The organism is Actinophytocola sp., assembly GCF_036378875.1.
GTDB lineage: Bacteria > Actinomycetota > Actinomycetes > Mycobacteriales > Pseudonocardiaceae > Actinophytocola.
This window is the reverse complement of the sequence record NZ_DASUVO010000076.1, coordinates 59,495-84,522: the sequence shown is the minus strand read 5'-3', so window position 1 is coordinate 84,522 and position 25,028 is coordinate 59,495. Positions and strand designations below refer to the sequence as shown.

General features: G+C 68.7%; 19 protein-coding genes and 1 pseudogene. 9 read left to right on the top strand and 11 right to left on the bottom strand.

Annotation, left to right across the window (positions count from 1 at the left end; genetic code table 11):
- Positions 1–12: 12 nt before the first annotated feature.
- From VF106_RS22375 to VF106_RS22365, 3 genes are read right to left on the bottom strand one after another with little or no spacing between them, the layout of a single operon-like run.
- Entirely contained in the window at positions 13–1,482 is a 1,470-nt protein-coding gene (locus tag VF106_RS22375; protein ID WP_330841742.1) for a hypothetical protein, read from the bottom strand.
- Positions 1,479–3,206: a hypothetical protein gene (locus VF106_RS22370; RefSeq protein WP_330841741.1), complete on the bottom strand. Its 1,728-nt coding sequence runs from the start codon at positions 3,204–3,206 to the stop codon at positions 1,479–1,481. Before VF106_RS22370 ends, VF106_RS22375 begins: the two co-directional genes overlap by 4 nt.
- Positions 3,190–6,030 (bottom strand): hypothetical protein, encoded by a 2,841-nt coding sequence (locus VF106_RS22365; RefSeq protein WP_330841740.1) that lies wholly within the window; start codon positions 6,028–6,030, stop codon positions 3,190–3,192. Before VF106_RS22365 ends, VF106_RS22370 begins: the two co-directional genes overlap by 17 nt.
- Positions 6,031–6,677: 647 nt before the next feature.
- Between VF106_RS22365 and VF106_RS22360 the strand changes: the two genes are divergently transcribed.
- Positions 6,678–6,977: a response regulator transcription factor gene (locus VF106_RS22360; RefSeq protein ID WP_330841739.1), complete on the top strand. Its 300-nt coding sequence runs from the start codon at positions 6,678–6,680 to the stop codon at positions 6,975–6,977.
- Positions 6,978–7,076: 99 nt separating this feature from the next.
- On the opposite strand, the gene VF106_RS22355 is transcribed toward VF106_RS22360, so the two are convergent.
- Together VF106_RS22355 and map are read right to left on the bottom strand one after the other, a co-directional pair.
- Positions 7,077–7,868, bottom strand: a complete 792-nt coding sequence (locus VF106_RS22355; protein ID WP_330841738.1) for an SDR family NAD(P)-dependent oxidoreductase — start codon at positions 7,866–7,868, stop codon at positions 7,077–7,079.
- 73 nt (positions 7,869–7,941) lie between these two features.
- Positions 7,942–8,766, bottom strand: coding sequence for a type I methionyl aminopeptidase (gene map, locus VF106_RS22350; protein ID WP_330841737.1), 825 nt, complete (start codon positions 8,764–8,766; stop codon positions 7,942–7,944).
- A gap of 86 nt (positions 8,767–8,852) precedes the next feature.
- Here map and VF106_RS22345 point away from each other — a divergent pair, with 86 nt between their 5' ends.
- From VF106_RS22345 to VF106_RS22335, 3 genes are all read left to right on the top strand, one after another.
- Entirely contained in the window at positions 8,853–9,122 is a 270-nt protein-coding gene (locus VF106_RS22345; protein WP_330841736.1) for a helix-turn-helix domain-containing protein, read from the top strand.
- Between the two features lie 81 nt (positions 9,123–9,203).
- Positions 9,204–10,067: an oxygenase MpaB family protein gene (locus VF106_RS22340; RefSeq protein WP_330841735.1), complete on the top strand. Its 864-nt coding sequence runs from the start codon at positions 9,204–9,206 to the stop codon at positions 10,065–10,067.
- A gap of 113 nt (positions 10,068–10,180) precedes the next feature.
- Entirely contained in the window at positions 10,181–11,236 is a 1,056-nt protein-coding gene (locus VF106_RS22335; RefSeq protein WP_330841734.1) for a M48 family metallopeptidase, read from the top strand.
- A 13-nt stretch (positions 11,237–11,249) separates the two neighbouring features.
- Here VF106_RS22335 and VF106_RS22330 read toward each other — a convergent pair.
- Together VF106_RS22330 and VF106_RS22325 are read right to left on the bottom strand one after the other, a co-directional pair.
- A pseudogene (locus VF106_RS22330) lies at positions 11,250–11,474 on the bottom strand (FAD:protein FMN transferase); the annotation flags it as partial.
- A gap of 19 nt (positions 11,475–11,493) precedes the next feature.
- Positions 11,494–12,396, bottom strand: a complete 903-nt coding sequence (locus tag VF106_RS22325; RefSeq protein WP_330841732.1) for an EamA family transporter — start codon at positions 12,394–12,396, stop codon at positions 11,494–11,496.
- Between the two features lie 132 nt (positions 12,397–12,528).
- Between VF106_RS22325 and VF106_RS22320 the strand changes: the two genes are divergently transcribed.
- On the top strand, positions 12,529–15,777 hold the full coding sequence (locus tag VF106_RS22320; RefSeq protein ID WP_330841731.1) for a S8 family peptidase: 3,249 nt from the start codon (positions 12,529–12,531) through the stop codon (positions 15,775–15,777).
- A gap of 48 nt (positions 15,778–15,825) precedes the next feature.
- Here the strand turns inward: VF106_RS22320 and VF106_RS22315 are convergent, their stop codons facing one another.
- From VF106_RS22315 to VF106_RS22300, 4 genes are all read right to left on the bottom strand, one after another.
- Positions 15,826–16,824: an anti-sigma factor RsbA family regulatory protein gene (locus VF106_RS22315; protein WP_330841730.1), complete on the bottom strand. Its 999-nt coding sequence runs from the start codon at positions 16,822–16,824 to the stop codon at positions 15,826–15,828.
- Positions 16,821–17,639, bottom strand: a complete 819-nt coding sequence (locus VF106_RS22310) for an MEDS and STAS domain-containing protein (protein WP_330841729.1) — start codon at positions 17,637–17,639, stop codon at positions 16,821–16,823. Before VF106_RS22310 ends, VF106_RS22315 begins: the two co-directional genes overlap by 4 nt.
- Positions 17,640–17,718: 79 nt before the next feature.
- Positions 17,719–18,057 (bottom strand): DUF6292 family protein, encoded by a 339-nt coding sequence (locus tag VF106_RS22305; RefSeq protein WP_330841728.1) that lies wholly within the window; start codon positions 18,055–18,057, stop codon positions 17,719–17,721.
- 127 nt (positions 18,058–18,184) lie between these two features.
- A complete protein-coding gene (locus VF106_RS22300) occupies positions 18,185–19,213 on the bottom strand; it encodes a LacI family DNA-binding transcriptional regulator (protein WP_330841727.1) in 1,029 nt (342 codons plus the stop codon).
- A 269-nt stretch (positions 19,214–19,482) separates the two neighbouring features.
- Between VF106_RS22300 and VF106_RS22295 the strand changes: the two genes are divergently transcribed.
- From VF106_RS22295 to VF106_RS22280, 4 genes are read left to right on the top strand one after another with little or no spacing between them, the layout of a single operon-like run.
- Positions 19,483–20,325 carry a carbohydrate ABC transporter permease gene (locus tag VF106_RS22295; protein WP_330841726.1) on the top strand — a complete coding sequence of 281 codons (843 nt, stop codon included), beginning with the start codon at positions 19,483–19,485 and terminating at the stop codon, positions 20,323–20,325.
- Entirely contained in the window at positions 20,322–21,143 is an 822-nt protein-coding gene (locus VF106_RS22290) for a carbohydrate ABC transporter permease (RefSeq protein WP_330841725.1), read from the top strand. Before VF106_RS22295 ends, VF106_RS22290 begins: the two co-directional genes overlap by 4 nt.
- On the top strand, positions 21,140–23,764 hold the full coding sequence (locus VF106_RS22285; RefSeq protein WP_330841724.1) for an alpha-L-rhamnosidase: 2,625 nt from the start codon (positions 21,140–21,142) through the stop codon (positions 23,762–23,764). The genes VF106_RS22290 and VF106_RS22285 overlap by 4 nt, the downstream gene beginning before the upstream one ends.
- Positions 23,761–25,008 carry an ABC transporter substrate-binding protein gene (locus tag VF106_RS22280; protein WP_330841723.1) on the top strand — a complete coding sequence of 416 codons (1,248 nt, stop codon included), beginning with the start codon at positions 23,761–23,763 and terminating at the stop codon, positions 25,006–25,008. Before VF106_RS22285 ends, VF106_RS22280 begins: the two co-directional genes overlap by 4 nt.
- The last annotated feature ends 20 nt before the right edge of the window (positions 25,009–25,028 follow it).

Below are 25,028 nucleotides of genomic sequence, written 5' to 3'. Positions count from 1 at the left end.
CCTCCCAGGGGATCACTGTTCCGTGGCGAGATGGAACTGGAAGTTGCGGAACAGCTCCGTTTCCGGCGTGTCCGCGCCCCGCAGCCGCAGCGCGTAGCTGACCAGGGCGTGATGGATCATGTACAGCCGCAGGCCTTCTTTCTCGCCGCCGTCGGACATGCGCTTGACGACCCAGGCCATCGGTGACCTGTCACCGTAGCGAGCCCGAGGAGTGAAGATCAACTCGGCGGCACCGATCTCGCCGAGCACGTTCAGTGCGTAGCTGACGGGGAACGCGCGGTTGTACCGGTCGGCGTCGGTCCGGTCGAGATCGAGAAACGAGTCGACCATCCGTTCCAGTGCCTCGTTCGGGATCAAATCCAGCCGGCCGGTGAGCATGGCCACCTCGATGATGTACGGGTAGGCGATGCCGTTGGGGAAGAAGTTGCCGCCGGGGTCCACAATGTCCAGCACGGCCACGATCTCCGCCAGGTAGGCGTCCAGGTCAGGCAACCGTTCCTTCAACCGCCCCAGGTTGTGCAGTGCGACGATCCAGTACTGGCTCATGTGGACGCGGTCGTCCCACGGGATCTCGGCCAGCAGCGCATTGGCCTCGGTCAGCCAGTCGACCGGGTCGTTCAGGTACTCCGGCCTGCCGCACATGGCGATGGCGTTGAGCATCGTCACCAGCGGATAGACCTTCGACCAGGCGATCGGCAGCTCCTGCGGGAAGGACGGGTAGATCTTCAGCTCGTCGGCGCGGGACATGTAGTGCAGGGTCTCCCGCATGTAGTCCCGTTCACCGTCGAAGATGTACCGCTCGTAGCCGAGCAGAGCCAGCACGGACATGAACATCGAGCCCGCGCGGCCGCGGAAGTACGGCGCCGGGATGTTCTCCAGCAGGTTCAGCGCCTCGATGACGTGGTTCCGGTCGTCGGTGACGAGCCGGTCGGCCAGCCCGATCTGGCCGATGGCGAGGAAGACGGTGGACGAGGCGGACAGCCGCTCGTAGTCGCCGTGCCGTCCCTTGTTCTCGTCGGGGATCTGGTCCGGCGCGATCTCGTCGAGCATGCCGAGCACCTCGGCCGGGAAGTCCAGCTCGTCGTTGACGAGCAGCGACCGGTCGAGTCCGAGCTTGGCGAAGGAGTCCATGACGAGACTGCCCGCCATCGCCCGGTAGTAGGGGTTGCGCTCGGCACGGGCCGCCTGCAGGAGCGGCCCGACAGCCTCCTCGAGCCGCTCCCCGGCGGGGTCGGCCGCCGTCAGCACGAAGTCCGCCAGAGCCCGGCAGAACAGGTGGTAGGCGTTGGACGGCGACACCTTCGCCGCCAGTTGGTCGAACGTCTCCCGGATGTGCCCGGCGATCGCCGGGTCGTAGTCGACGGGGTACTGGCCGAGGCCGATGCCGCGGATCATCCGGCTCCACGGTGCGAAGATCATGCGGGTCTCGTTCGACAGGTCACTCAGCCCGGACACCGGAGCGGTGAGCGAGAGAGTCGTCATGACATGGCCTTTCTGTCGGTGTTGTTCTCGTGCGGGTAGGGCAGCGGCGGGACCTGGACGCCCAGGAACTCCGTGCGGGTGCCTTCCAACATCTCCAGTGCCCAGTTCAGCCACTTGATGCCCTCGCAGTAGATGGCCACCGGCCGGCGCTGGGTCTGGTAGGTGTCGGTGAGCGTGCCGTCCAGTTCGGACTGGAAGTGGAACGGTGGCATGGCCGTGAAATGGGTGCCCATCATGAAGACGAACCGGATCAGCCAGAACGGGTCGTCCCGCAGCTGCGCGGAGTCCGGGTCGTCGAGGCCGTACACCTCGGTCATGACGGAGCGGAAGTAGTCCTCGATGCCCCGCGGTGCTGTCTCGTCGGTCCGGCCGTCGTGTGCCGCCACGTCCCGCACCTGGTAGGCACGCTGGTACGGATTGCCCGCCACGAACTCGATGTCCACGCGAGGGGCGTCGTCGAGCCGGACCCGCATCGTGAACTGCTCGTGGTGGATCTCGTCGTAGTGTCCGATCGAGTTGTGCCACGGCTTGTTGTCGTACATCGGGTCGTCGCGGGTCTGCCTGCCCTCGCTGCGAAAACCGATCGCCCTCGGGTCGAGGAACCGCAGCCCCAGCGACTCCGGCGTGATGTCGGCGAGCGCGAGGTCGATCTCGTCGGACGCGGCGTCGGACTCGATCAGCCGTTGCGCGCGCAGCAGCGGCTCGACGTTGGTGATCTTGATGTTCTCGGTGTTGGAGTCACCCATGACCAGCGAGTGGAACCGCGGCTCGAGGACCGCCGCGAACTCCGGGCGCGCCCGCAACCGTGCGAGGAGCGCCGACGAGTTGAGGTACGACACGCCGTTGACGACGATCCGCTCGGTGTCCAACAGCCGGCGGTTGAACGTGTGTGGTGCGGTGCGCCGGCAGAGCGCCAACCGGTCCTCGATCTTCCGGAAGTACGACGTGTCCAGGGTCGCGCCCGGCGCGGGGACGCGGTCGACGGTGTGGACGTCCCGGTGCAGGACCGAGAAGATCTGCGTGTACAGGCGCGCGATCACCGCGGGAGGCGGCGAGTGCCGCTCGACGAACCTGCTGACCTCGTCGCCGGGCACGTAGCTCATCTCGACGATGACCTCTTTGTGCGTGGTCTCGCCGTTGCTCCGCAGGTGCGCCGGAACCGGGATCTCCCGGTCGATGATGTCGATGGCCTCCGGGAAGTAGGCGCGCACGGAGTCGGGCAGGGCCTGGAGGTACTCGGCCTGCCGTCTCGCCTTGGTGAACGGCGGCAGCATGACCCCCACACCGTGCCGGTCCCAGTTTGCCGTGGTCAGTGCCTCGCTGAGGACCTTGCGAACGATGATCCTGTCGTCGTCGTCCCTTTTGACGAACAGCGTCATCGACTCGCTGCCGCCGTTGCCGAAACCGACGACCGTCTCTCCGCTGTGGACGTACGAGTTGACCATGCTGCTGAGCAGTTTGCGGCCGCGAGCGTGGTGCAGCACCCTGGTGTTCTCGTCCGTCATGGACAGTGTGGCCCGGTCCTCGAAGTCGTCGAGCGCCGGGTTGAGCCTCCTGCGCCAGATGTCCGATGGCGACAGCACGGAGATGACCTCCGCACGGAACGGTCCCGTGTCGACGTGCGCGGGGTCGAGCCGCGAGCCGAGCGACAGGATCTGACAGTTGCCGTTCAGGTGTATGCGTCGAACCCGAACATCGGGCGCGGTGCTAGCGGAAGACAGCACGGGTCGCCGCCTCCAGTTCGTTCTTGGACTGCAACGGAACTCCTCCCTGTGAAATGACCGGGACGTCGGACCTGCGCAGTGAGGCGGTCATCCGGTCGAGCGCGGCCGTGGCGGGCTCGGCTCGCAGATGGGCCTCGTACAGCGGTACGACGTCGGGCAACGTGGTCGCGCCGGCGACGGCCAGCGCCACCAGCCAACCCAGTGGGTCGCCGCCCTGGACGTAGTAGTCGTGCATGAACATGGCGGGGCGATGCTGGTGCAGCACCTGGAAAAGCGCGTACTGGTACACCGCGTGGCCGACGGCGAGCTGGCTGGCCGACGGCGTTGTCGTGTCGTCGGCCGACAGGAAGTCGTCGTTCTCGATGCCGAGGCTCTCGAACACCTCGTCGTAGATCCGGCGCGCGACCGGCTGGGTGTCCAACAACATCCGGGTGTTGCGGACGAGGTCGGCGTAGCCGAGGTCGGGTGGCAGATCGAAGTGGAACACCACGGCTTCGGCGTGCTCGCCGTGTACCTGCCGTCGATCGACGATCGCTCCGGTCTCGTCGATCACCGTCAGCTCGGCGTACGCCTGGCCGATGCCGTCGGCGCCGCCGGCGATCCGCTTCTTCAGCCGTGCCTTTCCTACCAGTTCGCCGACGTCGACGTTGACGTGGTGCAGATAGTTGTAGGTGTGCTGGAAGATCTCCAGCAGCTCGTAGAAGGCGGGCGAGCCGGCCCGGTCCCGGTGGAACATCTCGTTGGCGACGACCCGCCCGAGGCTGCGGTAGAAGTAGCGCCGGAAGAACGAGTCCTTCTTGGACAGTTGCGAGATCTCGTGGAGTGTGCGGTAGTGCCGCCAGACCAGCCGGTCACCCGCGTGACGTAGCTTCTCCAACTGTTCGAGCAGACCGCCCATCAGTTTGACGGCATGGAGCAACGCACCCGTCTCGCTCGCCGTCCCGGCGTACGACGTGGTCGGGATGTCGACGTCGTTGTCGGCCAGCAGACGTACCGACTTCTCGCCGAGCCCGAGCTCGAGGATCATGTCCGGGCGGAGGTCCTCCAGTGTTTCCACGGTGTTCCGGGAAGCCATGACCTCGTTGGTGATCGCCAGCACCGCGTTGCGCACCTCGGTCGCGGTGGTGAGCAGACCGCTGTCGTTGTTCGACACCACCGGGGTGTGCGGCTTGCGGAACGTGATTCCGTGGTCCGCCATGAACTTCGCGAACCCCTGGCGGGCGACGATCATCCGCTCGGCATGTGCGAGGAACGTCGTCGGCGCCTTCAGCTCCTCGACGTCGACGTCCTGGTACCGCGCCACGAACGCGTCGAAGCCGGCCATGGCGCCCGCTCTGACGTAGACGTTCGTCTGCCGGGGCGAGTAGAACTTGTGCACCTCGACGTCGGTCGTGGGATAGACGGCGGAGATGTCGGCCAGGACGGCGGCCAGGTTCCTGGGTTCGCCGCGCAGGCCGACGACGTGGTACGGCTCGGACACCTGCCGCGTGCGTCGCGCGTGCTCCGGCAGATACTCCACGATCGACACCGCGACCGGGTCGTCAGGGTCGATCCCCTCTGCGGCCACCAGCATCAGCGGGGTGAACGCCCGCGCGAGCAGTACACCGTCGGCGATCGACACGGCGCCACCGGCGACCGCGGCGGTGATGATGCCGAAGCTCTCCCCGGTGTAGCCGACGAACCGCACAGGTACCTGGTGATCCGCGGCCCTGTTTCGCAGGTGCGCTTCGATGGCGAGGCTGTGCACCAGAAGCGCGGCCCCGATGAACCCCTGGGCGGCCATCCGCTCGGTGGGCATGTTCTCCGGGATCAGCAGGAGCTTCTCCGGCCGGCCTGCGAAGCCGAGCGCGCGCGCCGCCTCCTCGTAGATGCCTGTCACCTCGGGAATGCCGGCGTCGAGCATGCGCCGGCCCAGGTTCTGGTAGTGGGACCGGCTGCCGAGGCCGGGAAAGAAGCCGACGATCCGGCTACCCTGCCCGGCCGCCGTCCGGTTGGTCCTGCGGTACCGCTCCCGCGAGAACAGGAACGTGTTCGTCGACGACAGGGCCTGCACGAGGTTCGCGACGTCCCGAGGACCGTGTGGCAGCGGCGCCGTCGTCGTGCCCGTCAGGAACGTCGTGACGAACTCGCATTCCCGCAGTTCGTCGACCAGCGCCACCAGCTCGTCCTCGGCCATGGCGGCGACGCGCTCCTGGTCGATCGCGTGTGCCGACCTGAGCCGGGACAGTACCGCGAGGAACGCCTGCCGCAGGGTCTCGACGTCGGCGCCGATGGACCGCAGGATCGCCTGCCGGGACACCCGGCGGATCGCCAGCACCGGCCGGACCCCGCGCCGGAGCGCGACGGCAGCCCCGGTGGCGTCGTCCAGTGCGCGCAGCAGCTCGGGGTCGGCGCGTGGGACGTGGGCACGCGCCCGCTGGAGGGTCCGCACGATCTCCGACGCGCCGACGTCCCGCCCCTGGCTGATCGCCCAGATCTCGGCCCGAACCCGTCGATGCGCGGCGTCGCGCTCCAGGAGCCTCAGCAGTTCCCGCAGGCCCGACGCCGGCGGGCTGAACCCGTGCTCGGCCGTTCCCTCGACGAGCCAGTAGTAGGGCCACAGGAGGTCGTACGAGGGCGCCTTCTGATCAGCGAGCAGAAGGACGGTTTCCCGGTCGTGGTCGAGCACGACGTCGAACGTCCCGCCACGCGGCATGATGCTCTGGATGTCGAAGGGGATCTCCAAGTCGCCGGACCGGTCGCGCAACCGCAGCCGGTCCGCGTGGACCTCGACGTCCCCCGACGTGTCGAGGTCGAGCCCACCGTCGGTGATGGCCTTTTCCATCTCCGAGTAACCCTGCGGATAGGCCCGCCGCAGAGAGGAAGCAACGCATTCCGTGTTACACGCTGCGTTGAGATCGTCACTATTCGCGTAACCGGGTGCGCGGTCCAGAACTTCGTTAGCCATGTATTCTCCCCAAATACATCGCAAATACCCTGACGAGATTTTCAGCCCGTGGCCTGAGCTGCCTGCCGTCAGCAGCGACGCTGTTCAGACAGGAATTGCGAAAGCCGCGTCAGATACGTGATCATGAGTTTTGTGTGAGCGTCCTGTGACTCACATCTCGTTGGTCACCTGGTGCGATCCACTCGTTCCGCCGGTTACGCAAGTACTCGACCGGGTGGTTATGAAATCTCACCCGTGTGAGGGAACGGACGGTGTCCGTGCGATGCTGCGAACGGCGTGTTGTGCCGCCGGCGCTGTCTCGAAAGACGCTTTCGGGTCGTTGAACGTCACCAGCGCGTCTTTGGAGACATCAGTGAAGTCTCGAACGCGTCTTGGGGGCGGACGTTTGTGCGACACTGTGGGCGACCACAAGGGTCGTCTGTTCCTGTCTCGGTGGGTTGGCTGAGGTCGACGCTGCGTTCCGCCTCCTGACTGTCCGTGGAGGTGCAGGCGCTCCTTCTTCGTGCTGCGAAGGAGATCAGCGCATGTCGGCTACCGGGCTGCCGAAGAACCCGTTCACCCTGCTGAGTACGCGAGAGCAGGACGTGCTGCGGCTCGTCGCACGAGACAGGACCGATCGCGAGATCGCTCGCGAACTCGACATCCGCGAGCGAACTGTGCGAGCCCATGTCAGCAGGATCATTCTGAAGCTCGACGTCGCCTCGCGAGTTGGCGCGGCGGTGGCCTTCGCGGTGTGGAGCACGCACCGGGAAATCAGTCAAGGCGGCGGTTCCGACATGTCCGAAGCGCCAATAGGCAGCGCCCGGCCGGTTGCGTCACGCTGATCGCGGATCGGAAGTCGACCGCGAAACCCAGGCGGCTGCGATCCCGGGCCGGCTCTGGGCTGGGGGTGCAGAGCCGGCCCGGCCATGGACACGGTCCGGTCAGCGTTTGTGGCGCTGGCCCTCGGCGAGTTGTTCGGTGACCTTGTCGCCGCCCATGCGGCGTTGGACGGCGGCGGCCAGGCCGGGTGCCATGCCGCCGATCAGTGCGGCGACGCGCAGGCTCAGCGGTGCCACGTCGATCTCGGCGACGTCGTTCTCGATGGCGCGTGCGGTCGCGCGTGCCACGTCCCGCGGTGACCGGGTGCCGACCCCGCGGGGCAGGGTCGCGCCGGAGTCGGCGAACATGCCCGCGTCCCTGATGAAACCGGGGAACACCGTGGAGACGCCGACGTTGTGCGGCCGCATGTCCTCGCGGAGCGCGAGGGCGAAGCCGCGCATGCCGAACTTGGTCGCGTTGTAGAGAGATGCGTGCCCGGACGCGGTTTTCCCGGAGAGTGAGGAGATGAAGACCAGGTGCCCTCGGCCGCGGGCGGCCATGCGTTCCCCGGCCAGTTTCGCCATCACGATGGGCGCGCGGAGGTTGATGTCCAGCACTCGGTCGATCTGCTCGAACGAGTAGTCGGCGAGCAGTCCCGTGGCCGGCAGTGCGGCGTTGGCCACCAGCACGTCGATCTCGCCTGCCGTGCTCAGCAACTCCGCCACCGCGTCCCGGTCGGCCAGGTCGGCCGGGACAGCCCGGCCTCCCACCTCCTCGGCGAGTGGTTCGAGCACGTCGCCACGACGCCCCGTGAGCACCAGCTCGCCGCCGCGGGCGGCCAGCTCGACCGCCAACGCCCGCCCGATCCCGCCGGTGGCGCCCGTCACCAGCATCTTCGCGCCGCGCAACTCCATGTCACACACTCCTCCTGTCCTGTGCCGGACGTGTGACTTGTACAGGAGAAGTGGCGTGACCGCCAAGCTCGACCTATGCATCCTTTGTGGACAGTCGACCGGCTGAGCCGGCATTCGCCGCCGGGTTCTCCTCTTCGCGCCGGGTGAGCACCACGGGTGCGTCCTCGGTGATGGCCACCGTGTGTTCGGAGTGGGCCGTGCGTGAACCGTCCGCCGAACGGATGGTCCAGCCGTCGTCGTCGTAGACGATCCGGTCGGTCGTACGGGCGAGCCAGGGTTCGAGCGCGAGGGTCAGGCCCGGCCGGAGCGTCAGGCCGCGCCCTGCCCGGCCCTTGTTCGAAACGTGTGGCCCCTCGTGCATGGTGCGGCCGATGCCGTGGCCACCGAACTCGTTGTTGACCGGATAGCCGTAGTCGCTGGCGACCGCCCAGATCGCCGCCGAGATGTCACCCAGGCGGTTGCCGGGACGTGCCACCTCGATCGCCGCCTCCAACGCTTCCTCGGTGGCGCGGATGATCCGCAGGTCTTCCTCGGCGGCGGTGCCGACGATGACCGTGCGCGCAGAGTCGGCCGCCCAGCCGTCGATGCTGACCGCGATGTCCGCGCTGAGCACGTCCCCGTCGCGCAGTGTGTAGTCGTGAGGCAGGCCGTGCAGGACGGCGTCGTTGACCGACAGGCAGATGACGTTGCGGAACGGGCCCTTGCCGAAGGATGGCGCGTAGTCCCAGTAGCACGACTCCGCCCCGCGCCGTTTGATCATGCCGCGTACGTGGTGCTCCAGGTCCAACAGGTTGACGCCCACGTCGGCGAGCCGGCCGACCTCGGAGAGCACCTCGGCGACGAAACGCCCGGTCACGTGCATGCGTTGGATCTCCGCAGGCGTCTTCAGCTCGATCACGAATACCTCGCGTCACAGGGTGTCGGTATAGTAATACCGGAACCCTAACACTTGTCGGTATAGTAATACCAGCCTATCCTGGGGGCATGGTCCGCCAACCGCTCACCTCCGAGCAGATCGAAGCCGGCAGGCGTCTCGGTGCCCTGCTGCGCGAGGCGCGAGCGGGCCGTGACCTGGCCGAAGTCGCGCAGGCGGCCGGTATCTCGCCGGAAACCCTGCGCAAGATCGAGACCGGTCGACTGCCGTCCCCCGGATTCGGCACGATCGTCTGCCTCGGCGAGGCACTCGACGTGCCGCTCGAGGAGTTGGCGGCCACCTGGCGCGGCAACGACCAACCGCTGGAAGCCGTCTCGTAGCCGAGGCACCCACGTCCCGGGGCGAACCGGACCGACGATACGTTTTCGGTGTCTGGTCAGGAATCGCGCTCAGGGGTGTACGTGAAGGACCGCAACGTTCGGCTGCGCCGGATCTCCGAACTCGATCCGGAGAAGGACTACCGCGAGATCACCGCACTGTTCTACCTGGACTTTCAGGCGATCATGGTGCTGCAGGCGGTGACGGGGAACCTCATGACCTTCGCCGTGCCGCGGATGTCACGCATCCTGAGCGCCACGAAGCAGTTCGAGAACCACACCGCCAAGCGGATGGTCGACACGACGCTGCTCGTGCAGGCGGTGCTCGACCACGGGCTCGGCGCGGGGGAGGGGCGGGACGCCGCACGCCGGGTCAACGCCATGCATCGCCAGTACGACATCCACGCCGACGACTTCGTGGCCGTCGGCTGCGATGTGCCGATCATGTCGCTGGAGATCGCCGACCGGTTCGGCTGGCGGCCCGTCACCGACGCCGAACGGGAGTCGCTGCGGATTCACTACAGCGCCGAGGCACGCGCGTTCGGCTCCCACCGACCGCTCCCGGAGACCCTGCCCGAGATGCGTGCCTACTGGCACGCCTATCTCGACGAGAACACCGCGTTCGAGCCGCAGAACCGCCGGCTCGCGGACGCGTTCCTCACGTTCCTCCCGCAGTTGTTCCCGCGTCCCCTCCGGCCTTTCGTGTCACCGATCCTGCTGGCACAGGTCGATCCGCGCATCCTGCGTGCGTGCGGGCTGCCAGAACCGTCGGCGCGGCGGAAACGGATCTCCACCAGGGTGATGCGCGCACTCGGCCGCACGGGACCGGCGCCCGACCTCGAACCCGGTGAACGCAACGTCATCGAGAAACTGGCCGAATCCCTCTACCCCAACGGATGGACCGTGCACACCCTCGGCACACACGTCCCGTCGGCCACTCAGCCGTAGCCCTGGTTTCCCTCAGGGACAACCCTGAACTTGCCCCCGATTGGGTTCCGGCGGGCCCATGCGCGGACCGGTTACGCGTACGTTGGCGTTACCACAAGGAGGGGTTGACGAACGTGACCGAATCTGATGTCCAACAGCCTTCACCGCGCGTCCAGTTCCCGGGGATCAGCCCGCGAGCCTACGAGCACCCGGCGGACAAGGGTGCGATGTCGACGTTGCGGAGCGTGCCGGGGGTCGGCGATGTGCTGAAGACGTTGAACTCGCTGTTCAACGAGCGGGCCGAGCGGCTGATGGCCGTGGCGTCCCACGTGCGGGTCGGCCCGTCGCAGTACCCGGTGCTGGACCGGCTGCGCAACGAGTCCGCCGAGGTGCTGGACCTGCCGCGCGTGCCGAAGCTTTACGTGGCCCGCGATCCGAACGCGATCGCGCGGACCAGGGGGATCGACGAGCCGTTCATCCTGCTGTCCACCGGGCTCGTCGAGGCCCTGGACACCGAGGCGCTGCGCTTCGTCATCGGCCACGAGATGGGCCATGTGCTGTCCGGGCACGCCGTGCTGCTCACCTTGCTGGACCGGCTGTCGCGGCTCCAGCGTTCGGTGGCATGGGTGCCGCTGGGCGTGATCGGCCTGCGCGCGGTCATCGCGGCACTGAACGAGTGGCAGCGCAAGTCGGAGCTGAGCTGCGACCGGGCCGGCCTGCTCGCCGGTCAGGACCCGGCGGCGGCGCTGCGTGCGCACCTGTACCTCGCCGGTGCCACCGACTCGTCGCAGATCGACATCCCGTCATTCCTCGAGCAGGCCAAGGAGTACGAGGAGGTCGAGGACATCCGCGACAGCATCATCAAGCTCCTCGCGGTCGAGCCCCAGCCGCACCCGTTCGCGGTCGTGCGTGCCTCGCAGCTCCAGCGCTGGGCGGCGTCCGAGGAGTACCGGACCATCCTGACCGGCGACTACCAGCGCCGCGACGCGGAGGACGAGCGCAGTCCGTTGAACGAGGACGTCAAGGGCGCCGCGAAGTCCTACAAGGACGCGTGGACCAACTCGACCGACCCGCTCGTCAAGGTGTTCAGTGACGTGGGCGGGGCGATCTCCGGCGTCGCGGACAAGGTGTTCAGCGGGTTCCGCCGCTCCGGGCAGCAGGAGACGACCAACGACACCAACGGTTCCTGACGGACGCCGCGGCTCAACCCGTTCCGGCGGCATCACCGCCGACCGACGTGGTTGAGCCGTCCTGCCAGACGACCAGGCCGGTGCGCCCCGGCCGGGTGCGCAGCCAGTCGGCGGCGTCCCCGCCGTGGGCGTACGCGGCGGTGGCGTCTATGTCGGCCCAGGTCAGCGTCGACGCCACCACGGTCACCGAACCGACGCCCTCCGGTGGCAGACCGGTGCGGCCGTCCACGATGTGAGCACCGCGGAGACCAGACCGGTCAGCCCAGTTGCACGAGCACCGCGCCGGTCAGCAGGATCACCGCCCCGGCCAGCTGCGTCAGGCCGAGCGCCTGACCGAGCAGCAGCCAGGCAAGTACGGCGGCGACCAGTGGTTCCACGAGCGCCAGCACGCTGGCCCGGGCCGAGGGCAGATCACGCAGCGCCCGCAGCCCGGCCAGGTAGGGCAGCACGGTGCCGACCACGGCGAGCACCAGCAGCGCCAGCCACACCGGCGCCCGCAGGCCGCCGAGTACCGAAGGAGCGGTGAGCAGCTCCGAGGGCAGCAGCCACGGTGGGCTGACCGCGACCATCACCACGGCGCCGATCGCCAGCCCGGCGGCGGTCAGTCCGAACGAGTCGTGCCGGCTCGCGCCGTGCTCGCCGAGCAGGAAGTACCCGGCCGAACAGAGTGCCGAGGCCAGTCCCGCGGCGACGCCGAGCAGGTCCAGCCGGGTGTCCTGCCAGATCTCCGCGACCACGGCCAAGCCGGCCACGGCCAACCCGATACCCAGCCACACCAGGCCGGGCAGCCGGGTGCGCCGCACCACCCGCACCCACAGCGCGACCAGCGCCGGCGCCAGGTTGACCAGCACCATCGCGACCCCGACCGGAACCCGGGCCACGGCCACGAAGAAGAACAGCTGCACCCCGGCGACGCCGAGCAGGCCGTAGCCGAGCAGCAGCCACAGGTCGGCGCGGCGGAACCGCAGTGCCCGCGGCCGCAGCACCGCGACCACCGGCACCAGCAGTACCGCGGCCAGCGCGATCCGGACCGACGTCACCGCGGCCGGGGACCAGCCCGCGACCATCACCGCCTTGGCCAGTGGGCCGGAACTCGCGAACAGGACCCACGAGGTCAGGCTCAGTCCGGTCGCCCGCGCGGTCCTCTCCAGTACGGCCACGCCCGCAGTGTGCGTGGGGGATCACTGTGTTGGACATCGATTTTGGCTCAACGTTCTTGATCCAGGCGGTGTCTCAAGTGGCTGAGGAAGCGGTGGCCGCTGGGGTGCTGCCGCGTGGAACTGGGAGAGTGGATGAGCCAGCGAAGAGCCCGTGCCGTGCGTGCGGGCTTGCTCGTCGTGGCGACCGCGAGCACAGCCGTGTTCACCGGCGGTCCGACCGCGGCGGCACCGGCGGCACCGCCGGCGACGAACCCGCCGGAGCCGACCAGGACGGTGACGCTGCTGACCGGCGACGTCGTCACACTGGGCGGGCCGAACGGGGTCGACGTGGCCGCGGCGAAAGGCCGTGAGCACATCGCGTTCCGCACACAGACCGACGTCGACGGCGACGTCTACGTGTTCCCGGACGACACGTTGACCGGGGTGTGGTCCGGGCAGCTCGACAAGCGGCTGTTCGACGTCACCGACCTGGCCGGGGCCGGCTTCGGTGACCGGAAGGAACTGCCCCTGATCGTGGACTATCCGGGCGCCACACCGAGGATCGCCGGCGCGAGCGCGGTCCGTGAGCTGCCGTCGGTGAGCGCGGTGGCCGTGAACGCCGGGCGCGACGGGACCTTCTGGGCGACCGCGCGCACCTCGGCGAAGAAGATCTGGCTGGACGGCAAGGTGAAGGCCAGCCTGGACCACAGCGTGCCGCAGATCGGCGCGCCGGAGGCGTGGGCGGCCGGCCACACCGGCGCCGGCGCCACGGTCGCGGTGCTCGACACCGGCATCGACGTCACGCACCCGGACCTGGACGACGCGGTCACCGGCTCCCAGGACTTCACCGGGAACCCGAACGGCGCGGACGACGGGCACGGTCACGGCACCCACCTGGCGTCGACCATCACCGGTTCCGGCGACCGCTACAAGGGCGTCGCACCGGACGCGCACCTGTTGAACGGCAAGGTGATGACCGACTTCGGCGACGGCCACGAGTCGTGGATCATCGCCGGCATGGAGTGGGCGGCCACGAACGGCGCCGACGTGGTCAACCTGAGCCTCGGCACCACCGCCCCGAGCGACGGCGCCGATCCCATGTCGGAGGCGGTCAACCGGTTGACCGCCGAGACCGGCGTGTTGTTCGTCGTCGCCGCCGGCAACTCCGGCTACCAGTCGATCGGCAGCCCCGCGGCGGCCGACGCCGCGCTCACCGTGGGCGCGGTGGACCGCGACGACCAGCTCGCCACGTTCTCCAGTACCGGTCCTCGGTTCAACGACGGCGCGATCAAGCCCGACATCACCGCGCCGGGCGTGGACATCGTCGCCGCCAGGGCCGCCAACGGCTGGAACGGCACTCCGGTCGGCGACGGCTACGTGTCGATGTCCGGCACGTCGATGGCCACCCCGCACGTGGCCGGCGCGGCCGCGATCCTGGCCGGGGCACACCCGGACTGGACCGCTGACCGGCTCAAGTCAGCGCTCATGAGCAGCGCCGACCCGACGGACGGGCTGACCGCGTACGAGCAGGGCGCAGGCCGGGTCGACGTCCCCGCGGCCCTCGGGGCCACCGTGTCGGCGTCGCCGGTGAGCCTGGGCCTGGGCACGGCCCTGTTCCCGCACAACGACGACCAGCCGATCGCGAAGACGGTCACCTACACCAACCAAGGCACCGCGCCGGTGACCCTGGGCGTGACCGTCGACGTGACCGGTCCGGACGGGAAGCCCGCCCCGGCGGGCATGTTCACCGTGTCCGCCGCTCAGGTCACCGTGCCCGCCGGCGGAAGCACGGACGTCACCGTGACCGCCGACACCCGGGTCGACGGCGCCGACGGTGAGTACTCCGGCGCGGTCGTCGCGACCGGAGCCGGCGCCGGTGTGCGTACACCGATCGCCGTGACCCGCGAGATCGAGAAGATCGACGTGAAACTCACCTTCCTCGACCACGACGGACAGCCCACCCCGCACTTCGGGTTCCGGCTCGTCGACCGCACCAACCGGAAGGACTACTTCGCCGGGTACGACCCGGCTGGACAGGTCGCCGTGCGGGTGCCGAAGGGCACGTACTTCCTGGACGGCACCGTGTGGACCCGTGCGAGCGCGACGCTGTCGACCCAGTTCAACGAGCCCGCGTTCGTGGTGGACGGCAACCACACCGCGTACACGTTCGACGCGCGGGACGGCGTGCCGCTCGGGTTCACCGTGGACCGGCCGGAGGCCACCGAGGCCACGGCGAGCGTCTCGTACCAGATGAAGACCAAGTGGGGACAGGTCGGGACCAGTTGGTCCGCCATGAACTTCCGCAACGCCTTCGCCCGCCCGTCGCGGACGACCGCGCCCGGCGCGTTCGACGTGACGATGACCGGCCAACTCGCCAGGCCGGACGGTACGGGCACGGAACCCGGGTTCCACGCCAGCCCGTACCTGTACAACGTGCGGCACGTCGACGACAGCGGCGCGGTGCCGGCGGACATGACCCCGACGATCCGCGATCGCGACCTCGCCAAGGTCGTCTCCTCGTACGCGGTCGCCAAGCCCGGCAAGATCGGTCTGCGGGAGAAGTTCCTCACGATGCCGCTGCCCTACACGCTGATCGAGTACTACACACCCGGCAGCGAGTGGAGCCCGACCTTCGACGAGATCACCAGCTGGGACCCGGTGGTGACGGTCGGCACGCATGGCACCGCGTCCCGGCCGAGGTCGTACGAGCTCGGCCCCACGGTCCACGAACGGTGGAACACCGGGGTGTTCGGACCCGGGTTCGCCTACAACCCGACCAGCAAGGGCAGTGGGTTCTCCCGCCAGGGCGACCACCTGCAGGTCAACACCGACCTGATCGACGACCAGAACGCCGACCTCTCCTGGTTTGACGACGATCTGTCGGGCACCATCCAGGTGGTCCACGACGGTGAGGTCGTCGCCGAGTCCCCGTACTCGAACTTCTTCTTCGCCACTCTGCCGCCGGAGGAGGCCACCTACACGGCCCGCGCCACCACGACCAGGACAGGTCCGCTGTCCACCCGGGTCGACGCCGAGTGGACGTTCCGCTCGAGCCACACCGACGAAATGCGCCGCGAAACGGTGCCCGCGCTGGCGGTCCGGTTCGCGCCGAACCTGGACAGCCACAACGCCGCGAAGGCCGGGACGACGTTCCGTTTCCCGGTGTACGTGCAGCGCAACGGAGCTGAACAGCCGGGCCAGGTGAACAAGCCGACGGTCGAGATCTCCTACGACGACGGGACGACCTGGCAGCCGGTTCGCGTGACCGGCAACGGCCAGTGGCAGGCCGAGGTCAAGCACCCGAGGAACGCGACGTTCGCGTCACTTCGGTGGTCGGTCTCGGACAACGCCGGCAACAGCGCCAAGGCGACGATCATCCACGCCTACGCACTGAAGAAGTAACCAAGAGATCGGGGCCCTCGCTGACGTCAGCGAGGGCCCCGATCTCCGTCAGGGCCCGGTCTTGCCGTCCGGTGGTCGGTTGATCCGTTGGTACGGGTCGCCGCTGATGAGGCGCAGGGTGAAGCCGTCGGCGGCGTGGTCCATGGCGACGTGGTCGCAGAGTTGGTGTGCGAGCCAGAGGCCGAAACCACCGTTCGGGGCGTGTGCCGCGGCCTGCAGACCGGCGAACGGGTCGGTCGGGCCGCCGCCGCGGTCGGTCACGGTGATCACGATGCGGGTCGTGTCGGCCCAGCATCGGACGACGACGGGCGGGGTGCCGTGGGTCAGCCCGTTCGCCACCGCTTCGGTGGCCGCGAGCTGCAGGTCGCCCAGCTTTCGCGGGGGCAGGATGCCGTCGTTGAGCTGTGCGATCGCGGCACGCGTCTCGGCCGTGGTCGGATCCTTGAGGTCGACGGTCGGCGGGGTGAGCTCGAGCGGGTCGGGCGCGAAGGCCACGCGCCTGCGTAGGAATCGTCCCGGGTCCACGTAGTCCGCGTTCGGGATGTGCAGGTCGCGGGGCCGGGCCGTGCGCGGGTGGGTGCGTGCGACGTCGGCCAGCACGTGGGCCGCGGTGGTTCGGGTGTCGTAGGCGCACATGCTCCACAGCGGGAACTCGTCGTAGCTGTGGTTGACGGCCGACTCGTACCGGGACCACCAGTCCCAGGTCGTGCCCAGTTCGGTGGTCGGTAGTTCGCCGACGATCCGGATCTGGTCGGCGCCGGACGCGGTGTAGTCGGCGAGCATGTCGCGGTAGGCGCGGATGGCGGACGCGGGCCTGCGGTACATGTCGCCGCCCGGGTGGAAGCCCACCCGGTCCACGACCTCCGGTGGTAGGGCCGCGCGGACCAGCTCCGCGTGCTGCTCACCGAGAGCCACGACCGTCGGTTCGCCTTCGGTCACACCGCCGATCAGGAACGGGACGACGACGGCGAGTAGTTCCTCGTCCGACGCGTGTAGCAGCGCCTCGTGGAAGTGCCCGGTGTGCCCGGCGGCGGCTCCGGTCCTCATGACGTCGGGTCGATCCTGACGTTGTCCCAGTTCAGCAGTTGCGTGAGCCGGTGGAGGATGGACCGGTTCGTGCGCAGCACCAGGGTCGCGCCCAGGTCCCGTGCGTGATCGGCGAGAGCGGCGAGGCGGCGACGGTCGATGAACGTGAGGTCGGCCGCGTCGAGCACGAGCTCACCACCGGTCGGCCGGAACTCCGCTCGCCGCAGCGCCAGATCCAGCAGGTCGGCGTTCGAGAGGTCCAGCTCGCCGCTGATGGCCGCGGCGCAACCGGGCACGCTGCTCGCGTGCAGCCGGAAGTACGGCGCTGTCTCCGTCGTCAGCGGATGCATGATCGAGAGCTGGGTGAGCACGTCCGAGCCGAGCACCGTGCGGTTGTAGGCGCACATGGCGGAGAAGGGCCGCGTGGCCATGAGGTGGTCGGCCTGGTGCTCGTACCGGGCGAAGGCGTCGAGCTGAGCGGACCGACGGATCAGCGGGGTCACGTCGGTGGCGACGCGCAGCCCGGTGAACCCGGCCGCGAGCGCCTCCTTGGTGGCCGCGGCATGGACCTCGACCTGCTCCCGGGGGTCCAGGCCGTTGGCGTAGTGCGCGGCGACGGACAGAAGTTGGACGGCGCCGGGCCGGGCGCCGGTCAACGCCTCGTACACGCCGTCGGAGGGCTCGCCCACGTAGCAGACGCGCTGCCCGAGCCCGAGACCCGCTTCGAGGAAGGCCAACGCCGCGGACCGGAACTCGGCGAAATCGTCAAAACCCCAGCACACGTGGTCGTGCGGGCCGAGGCGGCGCACGTCGGTGACCGCACCGGACTGTCGCATCCCCTCGAACATAGCAGCCGCCGCCGTGGTGGGAGAGCGTGAGAGCGGTGCGAGTACCCGTGCGCCGAGCGCCAAGTTTCTAGGCGCGGTCCCTGACGGAGCGGAACAGTTCCCGCACCCATGCCGCCACGGTTTCCGGCGATGGCACCGCGTCGTGGTCGAGGTGGGCCACGGCGAGCAGGTCCTCGCCGCTGTGGGTCTCGATCGCCGCCGACCACCCTCGGGTTTCCTCCCACAGCAGGGCCACGTCGCGGTCGGGGAAGCGGCTGAGCCGCCCGTCCAGGGCGACATAGGCGGAGGCGGGCTCGTCGGCGTGGACGTACCAACCCGCCCCGCGCAGTCCCAGAGCTTCGCTGACCCTGCGGACGTATTCGTGCAGCCCGCGTACCGCGGTGTCGTCGAAGTCGAGTTCGATCATGTCGGCGCCGTCCTGTGACGTGAGGGGATAGGGACCGCGCCGACTGCTTGACGCAACCTCCACATACCCGGGCCGACGCTCCGGTAACCGCGCAAAGCACGCTTTTTCGGCAGACCTCGGAACCGCGTCAGAGCGGCAGCGGGCCGGTCGTGCGGCGGACAACCAGGGTCGGCGAGAGCTTGACCTGGGTCGACGGGCGCTTCCGGTCGGCGATCCGGGCCAGCAGGAGCCGGGCCGCGTTGCCGCCGATCTCGTGACCGGCCTGGTCGACGCTGGTGAGCGAGATCGGGCCGAGCGCGGCGAAGGTGGTGTTGTCGTAGCCGGCGACCGACATGTCGCCTGGGACGGACAGGCCCGCCTCGGTGAGGGCGGTCAGCACGCCCATGGCGACGATGTCCGCGCCGGCGAAGACGGCCGTCGGGCGGTGCGGGCGCGCGAGGAGCTGTTGGGCGCCCAGGTAACCGCCTTCCTGGGTGTAGGTGGTGGAGACGAGGTCGATCTCCAGGCCTCGGGTCCGCATGGCCTGCCGGTAGCCCTCGGCGCGGACGGCGTTCGGCATCTCGGACAGGCGGGTGGGATCGGTTTCGCGGTGCTCGATGTGGGCGATGTGTCGGTGACCGAGGTCGGCGAGATGGTTCACGATGAGCGCGGCGCCGGTGATGTCGTCGTCGGTCACCGTGTCGTAGTGGTCGGAGTGGCCATGCCGCCCGACCACGACGGCGGGCACGGTCTTGGCGAGGCGTTCGAGGAGGGGCCGGGGGAGCAGCGGGGCGATGAGGATGAGGCCGTCCATCCCCCGGTCGATCATCGCGTTGGTGATCGTGGCCTCGTCCTTCTCGCTGTCGCAGCTGGGGCCGAGCAGGACCTGGTAGTCGGTGTCGCGCAGCGTGTCCTTGATGCCGTCGAGGATGTCGGGGAAGAACGGGTTGCGGATGTCGGGCAGCAGCACGCCGATCGTGTAGGTCTTGCCACGCAGCCCCCTGGCCGCCGCGTACGGACGGTAGCCCAGCTCCTCGATCGCCTGCTGGACCTTCGCACGCATCGACGGGCTCGTGCCGTAGGCGTTACGCAACACCTTCGACACCGCCGTCGTCGACACCTTGGCATGGCGCGCGACGTCGACGATCGTCACCCGCCGCCCGGTTCCACTGTCCATGTGGGAAACGTTAGCCGTGTTTGCCACTTCGGGTCGGCAGTGGGCTTGACGGGGTTCTGTGTGACTTCTAAAGTCGGCCGCACCGTTCAGTGTAAAACGTTACCCACAACCGACCCAAGGGTCGCCGGACCCGCTGTCTGAAACGTTTTAATGAGGGGTGGGCGCCAGTGACCGTCGCCATCGAGAACCAGCGTGCGGCCCCTGTTCCGATCCCCTCCACCCATCGTTCTGGGCGGAGCGGGCGGCGGGCCGGTCCGCCGTGGTGGTTCATGGTGCCGGCGTTGGTGTTGTTCGGGTTCGTCGTGTTGGTGCCCAGTGCCCGGGGTGTGTATTACGCCTTCACGGACTGGGACGGGTTGTCGCCGAGCTTCTCGTTCGTGGGGCTCGGGAACTTCGTCGAGATGGTCGGCGATCCGGACGCGCGGCAGGCGGTGTGGCACACGTTGGTGATCGCGGTGGCGATCACGGTGATCCAGAACGGGGTCGGGTTGCTGTTGGCGCTTGGCGTCAACAGTGCGATCAGGTCGCGGAACGTGTTGCGGGTGCTGTTGTTCGCGCCCGCGGTGATCACGCCGATCGTGACCGCCTACCTGTGGCGTAACCTGCTCGGCCCGGATGGTGCGGTCAACAGCCTGCTCGGTGTTCTCGGGTTGGGGTCGTGGCGGCAGAACTGGCTGGGGGACCCGGATCTCGCGCTGTGGTCGGTCGTCGCCGTGATCGTGTGGCAGTTCGCCGGCTACTCGATGGTGATCTTCCTGGCCGGGCTGCAGTCGGTGCCGCGTGAGATCTACGAGGCCGCCGCCATCGACGGGGCCGGTGCGGTGCGGCGGTTCTGGTCGGTGATCCGGCCGCTGCTCGCGCCGGCGTTCACGGTGAACCTGATGCTGTCGATCATCGGCGGTATCAAGCTGTTCGACCAGGTGTACGCGCTCACCGGCGGTGGACCGGGGCACGCGACCGACACCCTGTCGACGCTGATCTACAAGGACGCGTTCACGTTGGGGGAGTTCGGCTACAGCATCGCGCTCGCGGTCGTGCTGACGGTCATCGTCGCGGTGGCGTCCACCGGGCAGTACCTCGTGCTGTCGCGCAACGAAAGGGCCGCGTCATGAACCGGTACCGGCTCCGCACGTTCTGGCTCGAACTGGTGATGATCGCCGCCGGTCTCGTCGTCGCGTTCCCCGTGTACGTGCTGGTGAACCTCGCCGTGCGCCAGCCGTCGGACACCTCGTCGCCCCTCGCGCCCACCACCTCGCCCACGTTCGACAACTTCTCCCAGGCATGGGAACAGGGCGCGCTGGGTGGTGCGCTCGCCAACAGCGTTCTCGTGACGGCCGGCAGCGTGGTGATCGTGCTGGCCGCCTCGGCGCTCGCCGCGTTTCCGCTTGCCCGCATCACCGCACGGTGGTCCCGCTGGACGTTCCTGCTGATCATGCTGGGCCTGATACTGCCGTTCCAGCTGGCCGCACTGCCGCTGTACCAGACCATGCGGGACCTCGGCCTGCTCGGCACCCCGTGGGCGCTGATCCTGTTCTACTCCGGGCTGCAGGTGCCGTTCACCACCTTCCTCTACGTCGGTTTCCTGCGAGCGCTGCCGAGGGACTTCGAGGACGCCGCGCTCATCGACGGATGTACGCCCTTGCAAGGGTTTCGGCACGTGGTCCTGCCGATGCTCAAGCCGGTGACCGTGACCGCGTTGGTGCTCAACGCGGTGGCCGTGTGGAACGACTTCTTCACCCCGCTGCTGTACCTGTCCGGCAGTGGCCAGCAGACCATGCCGGTCGCGATCGCCGGGTTCGTCGGTCAGTACGTCTCCGACTGGAACCTCATCTTCGCCGCGCTGGTGATCAGCATCGTGCCGATCCTCGTCGTCTACTTCGCACTGCAACGCAGCATCATCAACGGTTTCGCCGGAGGACTCAAGGGATGACCCGCCCATACGACCTGCGGACCGAGCACCGCCACGAACCCCTCGGCCTCGGCGAGCCACGCCCTCGGCTGTCGTGGCGGCTCGAGAGCGAGCGGCGGGGCGCCGCGCAGCACGCGTACCGGATCACGGCCGCGGAGCGTGCGGCGGACCTCGACGACCCGGCTCGCCTCGTGTGGGACAGCGGGCGCCGGGAGTCCGGTGAGAACGTCCTCGTCCCGTGGGACGGTCCGGTGCTGCGCTCGGGTACGCGGTACCACTGGCGGGTCGAGGTCTGGGACGACGCGGACAACGGGACGACCGGGGAGAGCTGGTTCGAGACCGGCCTGCTGCACCGCGACGACTGGACCGCCGTCTGGATTGGACGCGATCCCCACACGCAACCACCGTTCGATCCGCCCACCGACCACGATCTCCCGCTCGGGCCGCCGCCACTCGACCTGCGACGCGAGTTCGAACTGGCACGGGAACCCGTGCGGGCCAGGCTGTACGCGACCGCACGTGGCGTGTACGAGGCCCAGCTCAACGGTGTCCGAGTCGGTGATGTCGAGCTGGCACCGGGCTGGACGGAGTACCACCGCCGTCTCCAGTACCAGACCTATGACGTCACCTCGTTGCTGCGTAAGGGAAACAACGCGCTCCTCGCGGTCGTCGCGGAAGGCTGGTGGTGCGGGTTCGTCGGCTTCGACGAGCGCGGGGCCGCCCAGCACTACGGCGACCGTCCGGAGTTCCTGGCCCAGTTGGTGGTCGACTTCGCCGACGGTTCGCGGCAGGTGGTGGCCACGGACGCCGCCTGGACCGAACGGCCGGGTGCCACCCGGTTCGCGGATCTGCTGATGGGCGAGCACGTCGACGCCACCACGCCCGACCAGCCGGGCCGGCCGGTCGAGGTGCTCGACACCGAGCCAGGACCGCTGGTCGCCGAACCCGACCACCCGATCCGCGTCACACGCGAGCTCGCCCCGATCTCCGTCACCGCACGGGAACCCGGTCGGTTCATCGTCGACTTCGGACAGAACCTCGTCGGCAGGGTCAGACTGACCCTCCAGGACGCCGGCTTCGGCCAGCGGATCGTCCTGCGGCACGCGGAGATCCTCGACGGCGACGAGCTGTACGTCGAGAACCTGCGGCGCGCCAAGGCCACCGACGTCTATGTCACGGCCGGCGCCCCGGTCGAGGTGTTCGAGCCTCGGTTCACCATGCACGGCTTCCGCTACGTCGAGGTCAGCGGGGTGCGGTCGGCGCCAGAGGTCGTGGCGAGGGTGCTCCACAACGACACGCCGTGGACCGGGCACTTCGAGTGTTCCGACCCGATGGTCAACCAGCTGTGGTCCAACATCTCATGGGGACAGCGCGGCAACTTCGTCGCCGTGCCCACCGACTGCCCGCAGCGCGACGAGCGCCTCGGCTGGCTGGGTGACGCCCAGATCTTCGCGCCGACCGCCAGCCGTGGCGCCGACGTGTCCGCGTTCTTCGCCCGCTGGCTGCGGGACGTGGTCGACGGGCAGGACTCCGACGGCGCGTTCCGGGACGTGGCCCCGCTCGTCGCCACGTACCGCGAGGCCGCGCCCGCGTGGGGCGACGCCGGGGTGATCATCCCGTGGCACCTGTGGCGCACCTACGGGGACCGCCGCGTGCTGGCGGAGTGCTTCGACGCGATGGTCGCGTGGGTCGCGCACATCCGAAGGCACAACCCGGATCTGCGGTGGCGGCACCGCACGGGCAACTCCTACGGCGACTGGCTGCAGATCGACGTGACCACGCCACGGGACGTGCTGTCGACCGCCTACTTCGCACGCAGCGCGGAGATCGTGGCGCAGGCCGCCGAGGTACTCGGCCGACACGACGTCGCGGTGGAGCACTGGACTCTGCACGCCGGCATCCGGGACGCGTTCTTCGAGTCCTACATAGACGAAGACGGCCGGGTGGAGGGTGGCACCCAGACCGCGTACCTGCTGGCGCTCGCGTTCGGGCTCGTGCCGGACGAGCTGGTGCCGCTCGCGGTGGAGCATCTGGCGGCGGACGTCGAGAAGCGGGACAACCGGCTCACCACCGGCTTCGTCGGGGTCGCCCTGCTGTGTCCGGTGCTGGCGGACCACGGCCGCGCCGACCTCGCCTACACGTTGTTGCAACAGGAGGAGTTCCCCTCCTGGGGGTACTCGATCCGCCACGGCGCCACCACGATCTGGGAACGCTGGGACGGGTGGACCGAACACGACGGCTTCCAGGCCGCCGCGATGAACTCGTTCAACCACTACAGCCTCGGCAGCGTGGGCGACTGGCTCTTCTGCCGCGTCGCCGGCATCGACCAGACCGGCGAATCCGTTGCCTACCAACATCTCCTGCTGCGCCCACTTCCCGGAGGCACGTTCAGCTGGGCGAAGGCGGAGCAGGAAACCGCGCGGGGCCGCGTCGCCTGCGGCTGGTCACTGACCGACGACACGGTCACCGTGACCGCCACCGTGCCACCCGGCAGCACCGCACTGCTCGACGTCCCCACCACCGACCCGAACAGCATCCGGATCACGGACCAGGACGGGGTGCTGGACCAGACCGGCGCCACCCTCCGGCTCACCTCCGGCCACCACGTCGTCACCGCATCCTTCTCCAAGGAGACACCATGAAGATCCTTCCGGCACTGTTAGCCGTGACGACCGCGGCCACGGTCGTCGCCTGCGGCGGAGGCACGAACGCGGCCACCGACGCCAACACCCTCACGCTCGCCTCGGTCGACCAGGGCTCGGTCGAGGACGTCGTCAAGGCCTTCGAGAAGGCCAACCCCGGCGTGAAGGTCAACTTCACGACCAGCGGCGCCGACCAGTACCAGCAGCAGATCCGCACCCAGCTGTCCTCCGGCACCGCCCCCGACGTGATGAGCGTGTGGCCGGGCAACGGCAACCCGGCCACCGTCCACGTACTGGCGGAAGCCGGCTACCTGCGTGACCTGTCCGCCGAGCCGTGGGTCACCAAGTACCCGAAGGTGGTCAGCGACGTCGCCCAGTTCGACGGCAAGACCTACAACGCGATCTTCGGGATCAACGGCATCGGCGCCGTCTACAACCAGGAAGCCATGGCCACGGCAGGCCTCACCCCACCGGGCACCTGGACCGAACTGCTCGCCTTCTGTCGTGCCGCCAAGGAGAAGGGCACACCGGCGTTCGCACTGGGGATCCAGGACAACTGGGTGACCCAGATCGCCTTGTTCCCGCTGGTCGCCACGACCGTGTACGGCCCGGACCGCGACTTCGACAAGAAGATGGCGGCCGGCCAGACGAGCTTCGCGACCTCGGCGTGGACGACGGCCGTCGCCAAGTACGTCGAGATGGACCAGAACGGCTGCTTCTCCGAGGACGGGCTCGGCACGAGCTACGAGGCCAGCCAGAAACTCGCCGCCACCGGCAAGACGCTCGGCATCATCCAGGGCAACTGGGTGATCGCCCTGCTCAAGAAGCAGAACCCCAAGGGCACGTTCATGCTCCAGCCCCTGCCGGCGACCGACGATCCCGCCCAGACCATCATCCCCGCGGCCGCGGGCGCCGGGTACGGCGTCAACGCCAAGGCCAAGAACCCCGAGCTGGCCATGAAGTTCATCGACTTCGTGATGTCCCCGGAGGGCATGAACCTGTTCGCCGAGAAGCAGGGCGGCCTGCCGACACTGCCGGACACCGGCTACACGATCGACGAGTCGCTGACCGAGCTGTCCACGTTCCTCACCGAGAACCGGACCGTGCCGTTCATGGACCAGCTGTGGCCCAACCCCAAGGTGCAGCAAACCATGTTCTCCGGCCTGCAGGACATCTTCAGCGGCCAGGGAACCCCGGAGGAGCTGCTGGCGTCGATGGACGCCGACTACAAGTCAGGTGCCTGACCGAGAAAGTGGCGAACGAC

Bases quoted from the DNA above. Each gene is read 5' to 3' on its own strand.
- VF106_RS22280 (WP_330841723.1), top strand. From the start codon at position 23,761: ATGAAGATCCTTCCGGCACTGTTAGCCGTGACGACCGCGGCCACGGTC.
- VF106_RS22365 (WP_330841740.1), bottom strand. From the start codon at position 6,030: ATGGAAAAGGCCATCACCGACGGTGGGCTCGACCTCGACACGTCGGGG.
- VF106_RS22285 (WP_330841724.1), top strand. From the start codon at position 21,140: ATGACCCGCCCATACGACCTGCGGACCGAGCACCGCCACGAACCCCTC.
- VF106_RS22355 (WP_330841738.1), bottom strand. From the start codon at position 7,868: ATGGAGTTGCGCGGCGCGAAGATGCTGGTGACGGGCGCCACCGGCGGG.
- VF106_RS22305 (WP_330841728.1), bottom strand. From the start codon at position 18,057: ATGATCGAACTCGACTTCGACGACACCGCGGTACGCGGGCTGCACGAA.
- VF106_RS22295 (WP_330841726.1), top strand. From the start codon at position 19,483: ATGGTGCCGGCGTTGGTGTTGTTCGGGTTCGTCGTGTTGGTGCCCAGT.
- VF106_RS22300 (WP_330841727.1), bottom strand. From the start codon at position 19,213: ATGGACAGTGGAACCGGGCGGCGGGTGACGATCGTCGACGTCGCGCGC.
- VF106_RS22315 (WP_330841730.1), bottom strand. From the start codon at position 16,824: ATGAGGACCGGAGCCGCCGCCGGGCACACCGGGCACTTCCACGAGGCG.
- VF106_RS22375 (WP_330841742.1), bottom strand. From the start codon at position 1,482: ATGACGACTCTCTCGCTCACCGCTCCGGTGTCCGGGCTGAGTGACCTG.
- VF106_RS22360 (WP_330841739.1), top strand. From the start codon at position 6,678: ATGTCGGCTACCGGGCTGCCGAAGAACCCGTTCACCCTGCTGAGTACG.
- VF106_RS22290 (WP_330841725.1), top strand. From the start codon at position 20,322: ATGAACCGGTACCGGCTCCGCACGTTCTGGCTCGAACTGGTGATGATC.
- VF106_RS22320 (WP_330841731.1), top strand. From the start codon at position 12,529: ATGAGCCAGCGAAGAGCCCGTGCCGTGCGTGCGGGCTTGCTCGTCGTG.
- VF106_RS22310 (WP_330841729.1), bottom strand. From the start codon at position 17,639: ATGCGACAGTCCGGTGCGGTCACCGACGTGCGCCGCCTCGGCCCGCAC.
- VF106_RS22345 (WP_330841736.1), top strand. From the start codon at position 8,853: ATGGTCCGCCAACCGCTCACCTCCGAGCAGATCGAAGCCGGCAGGCGT.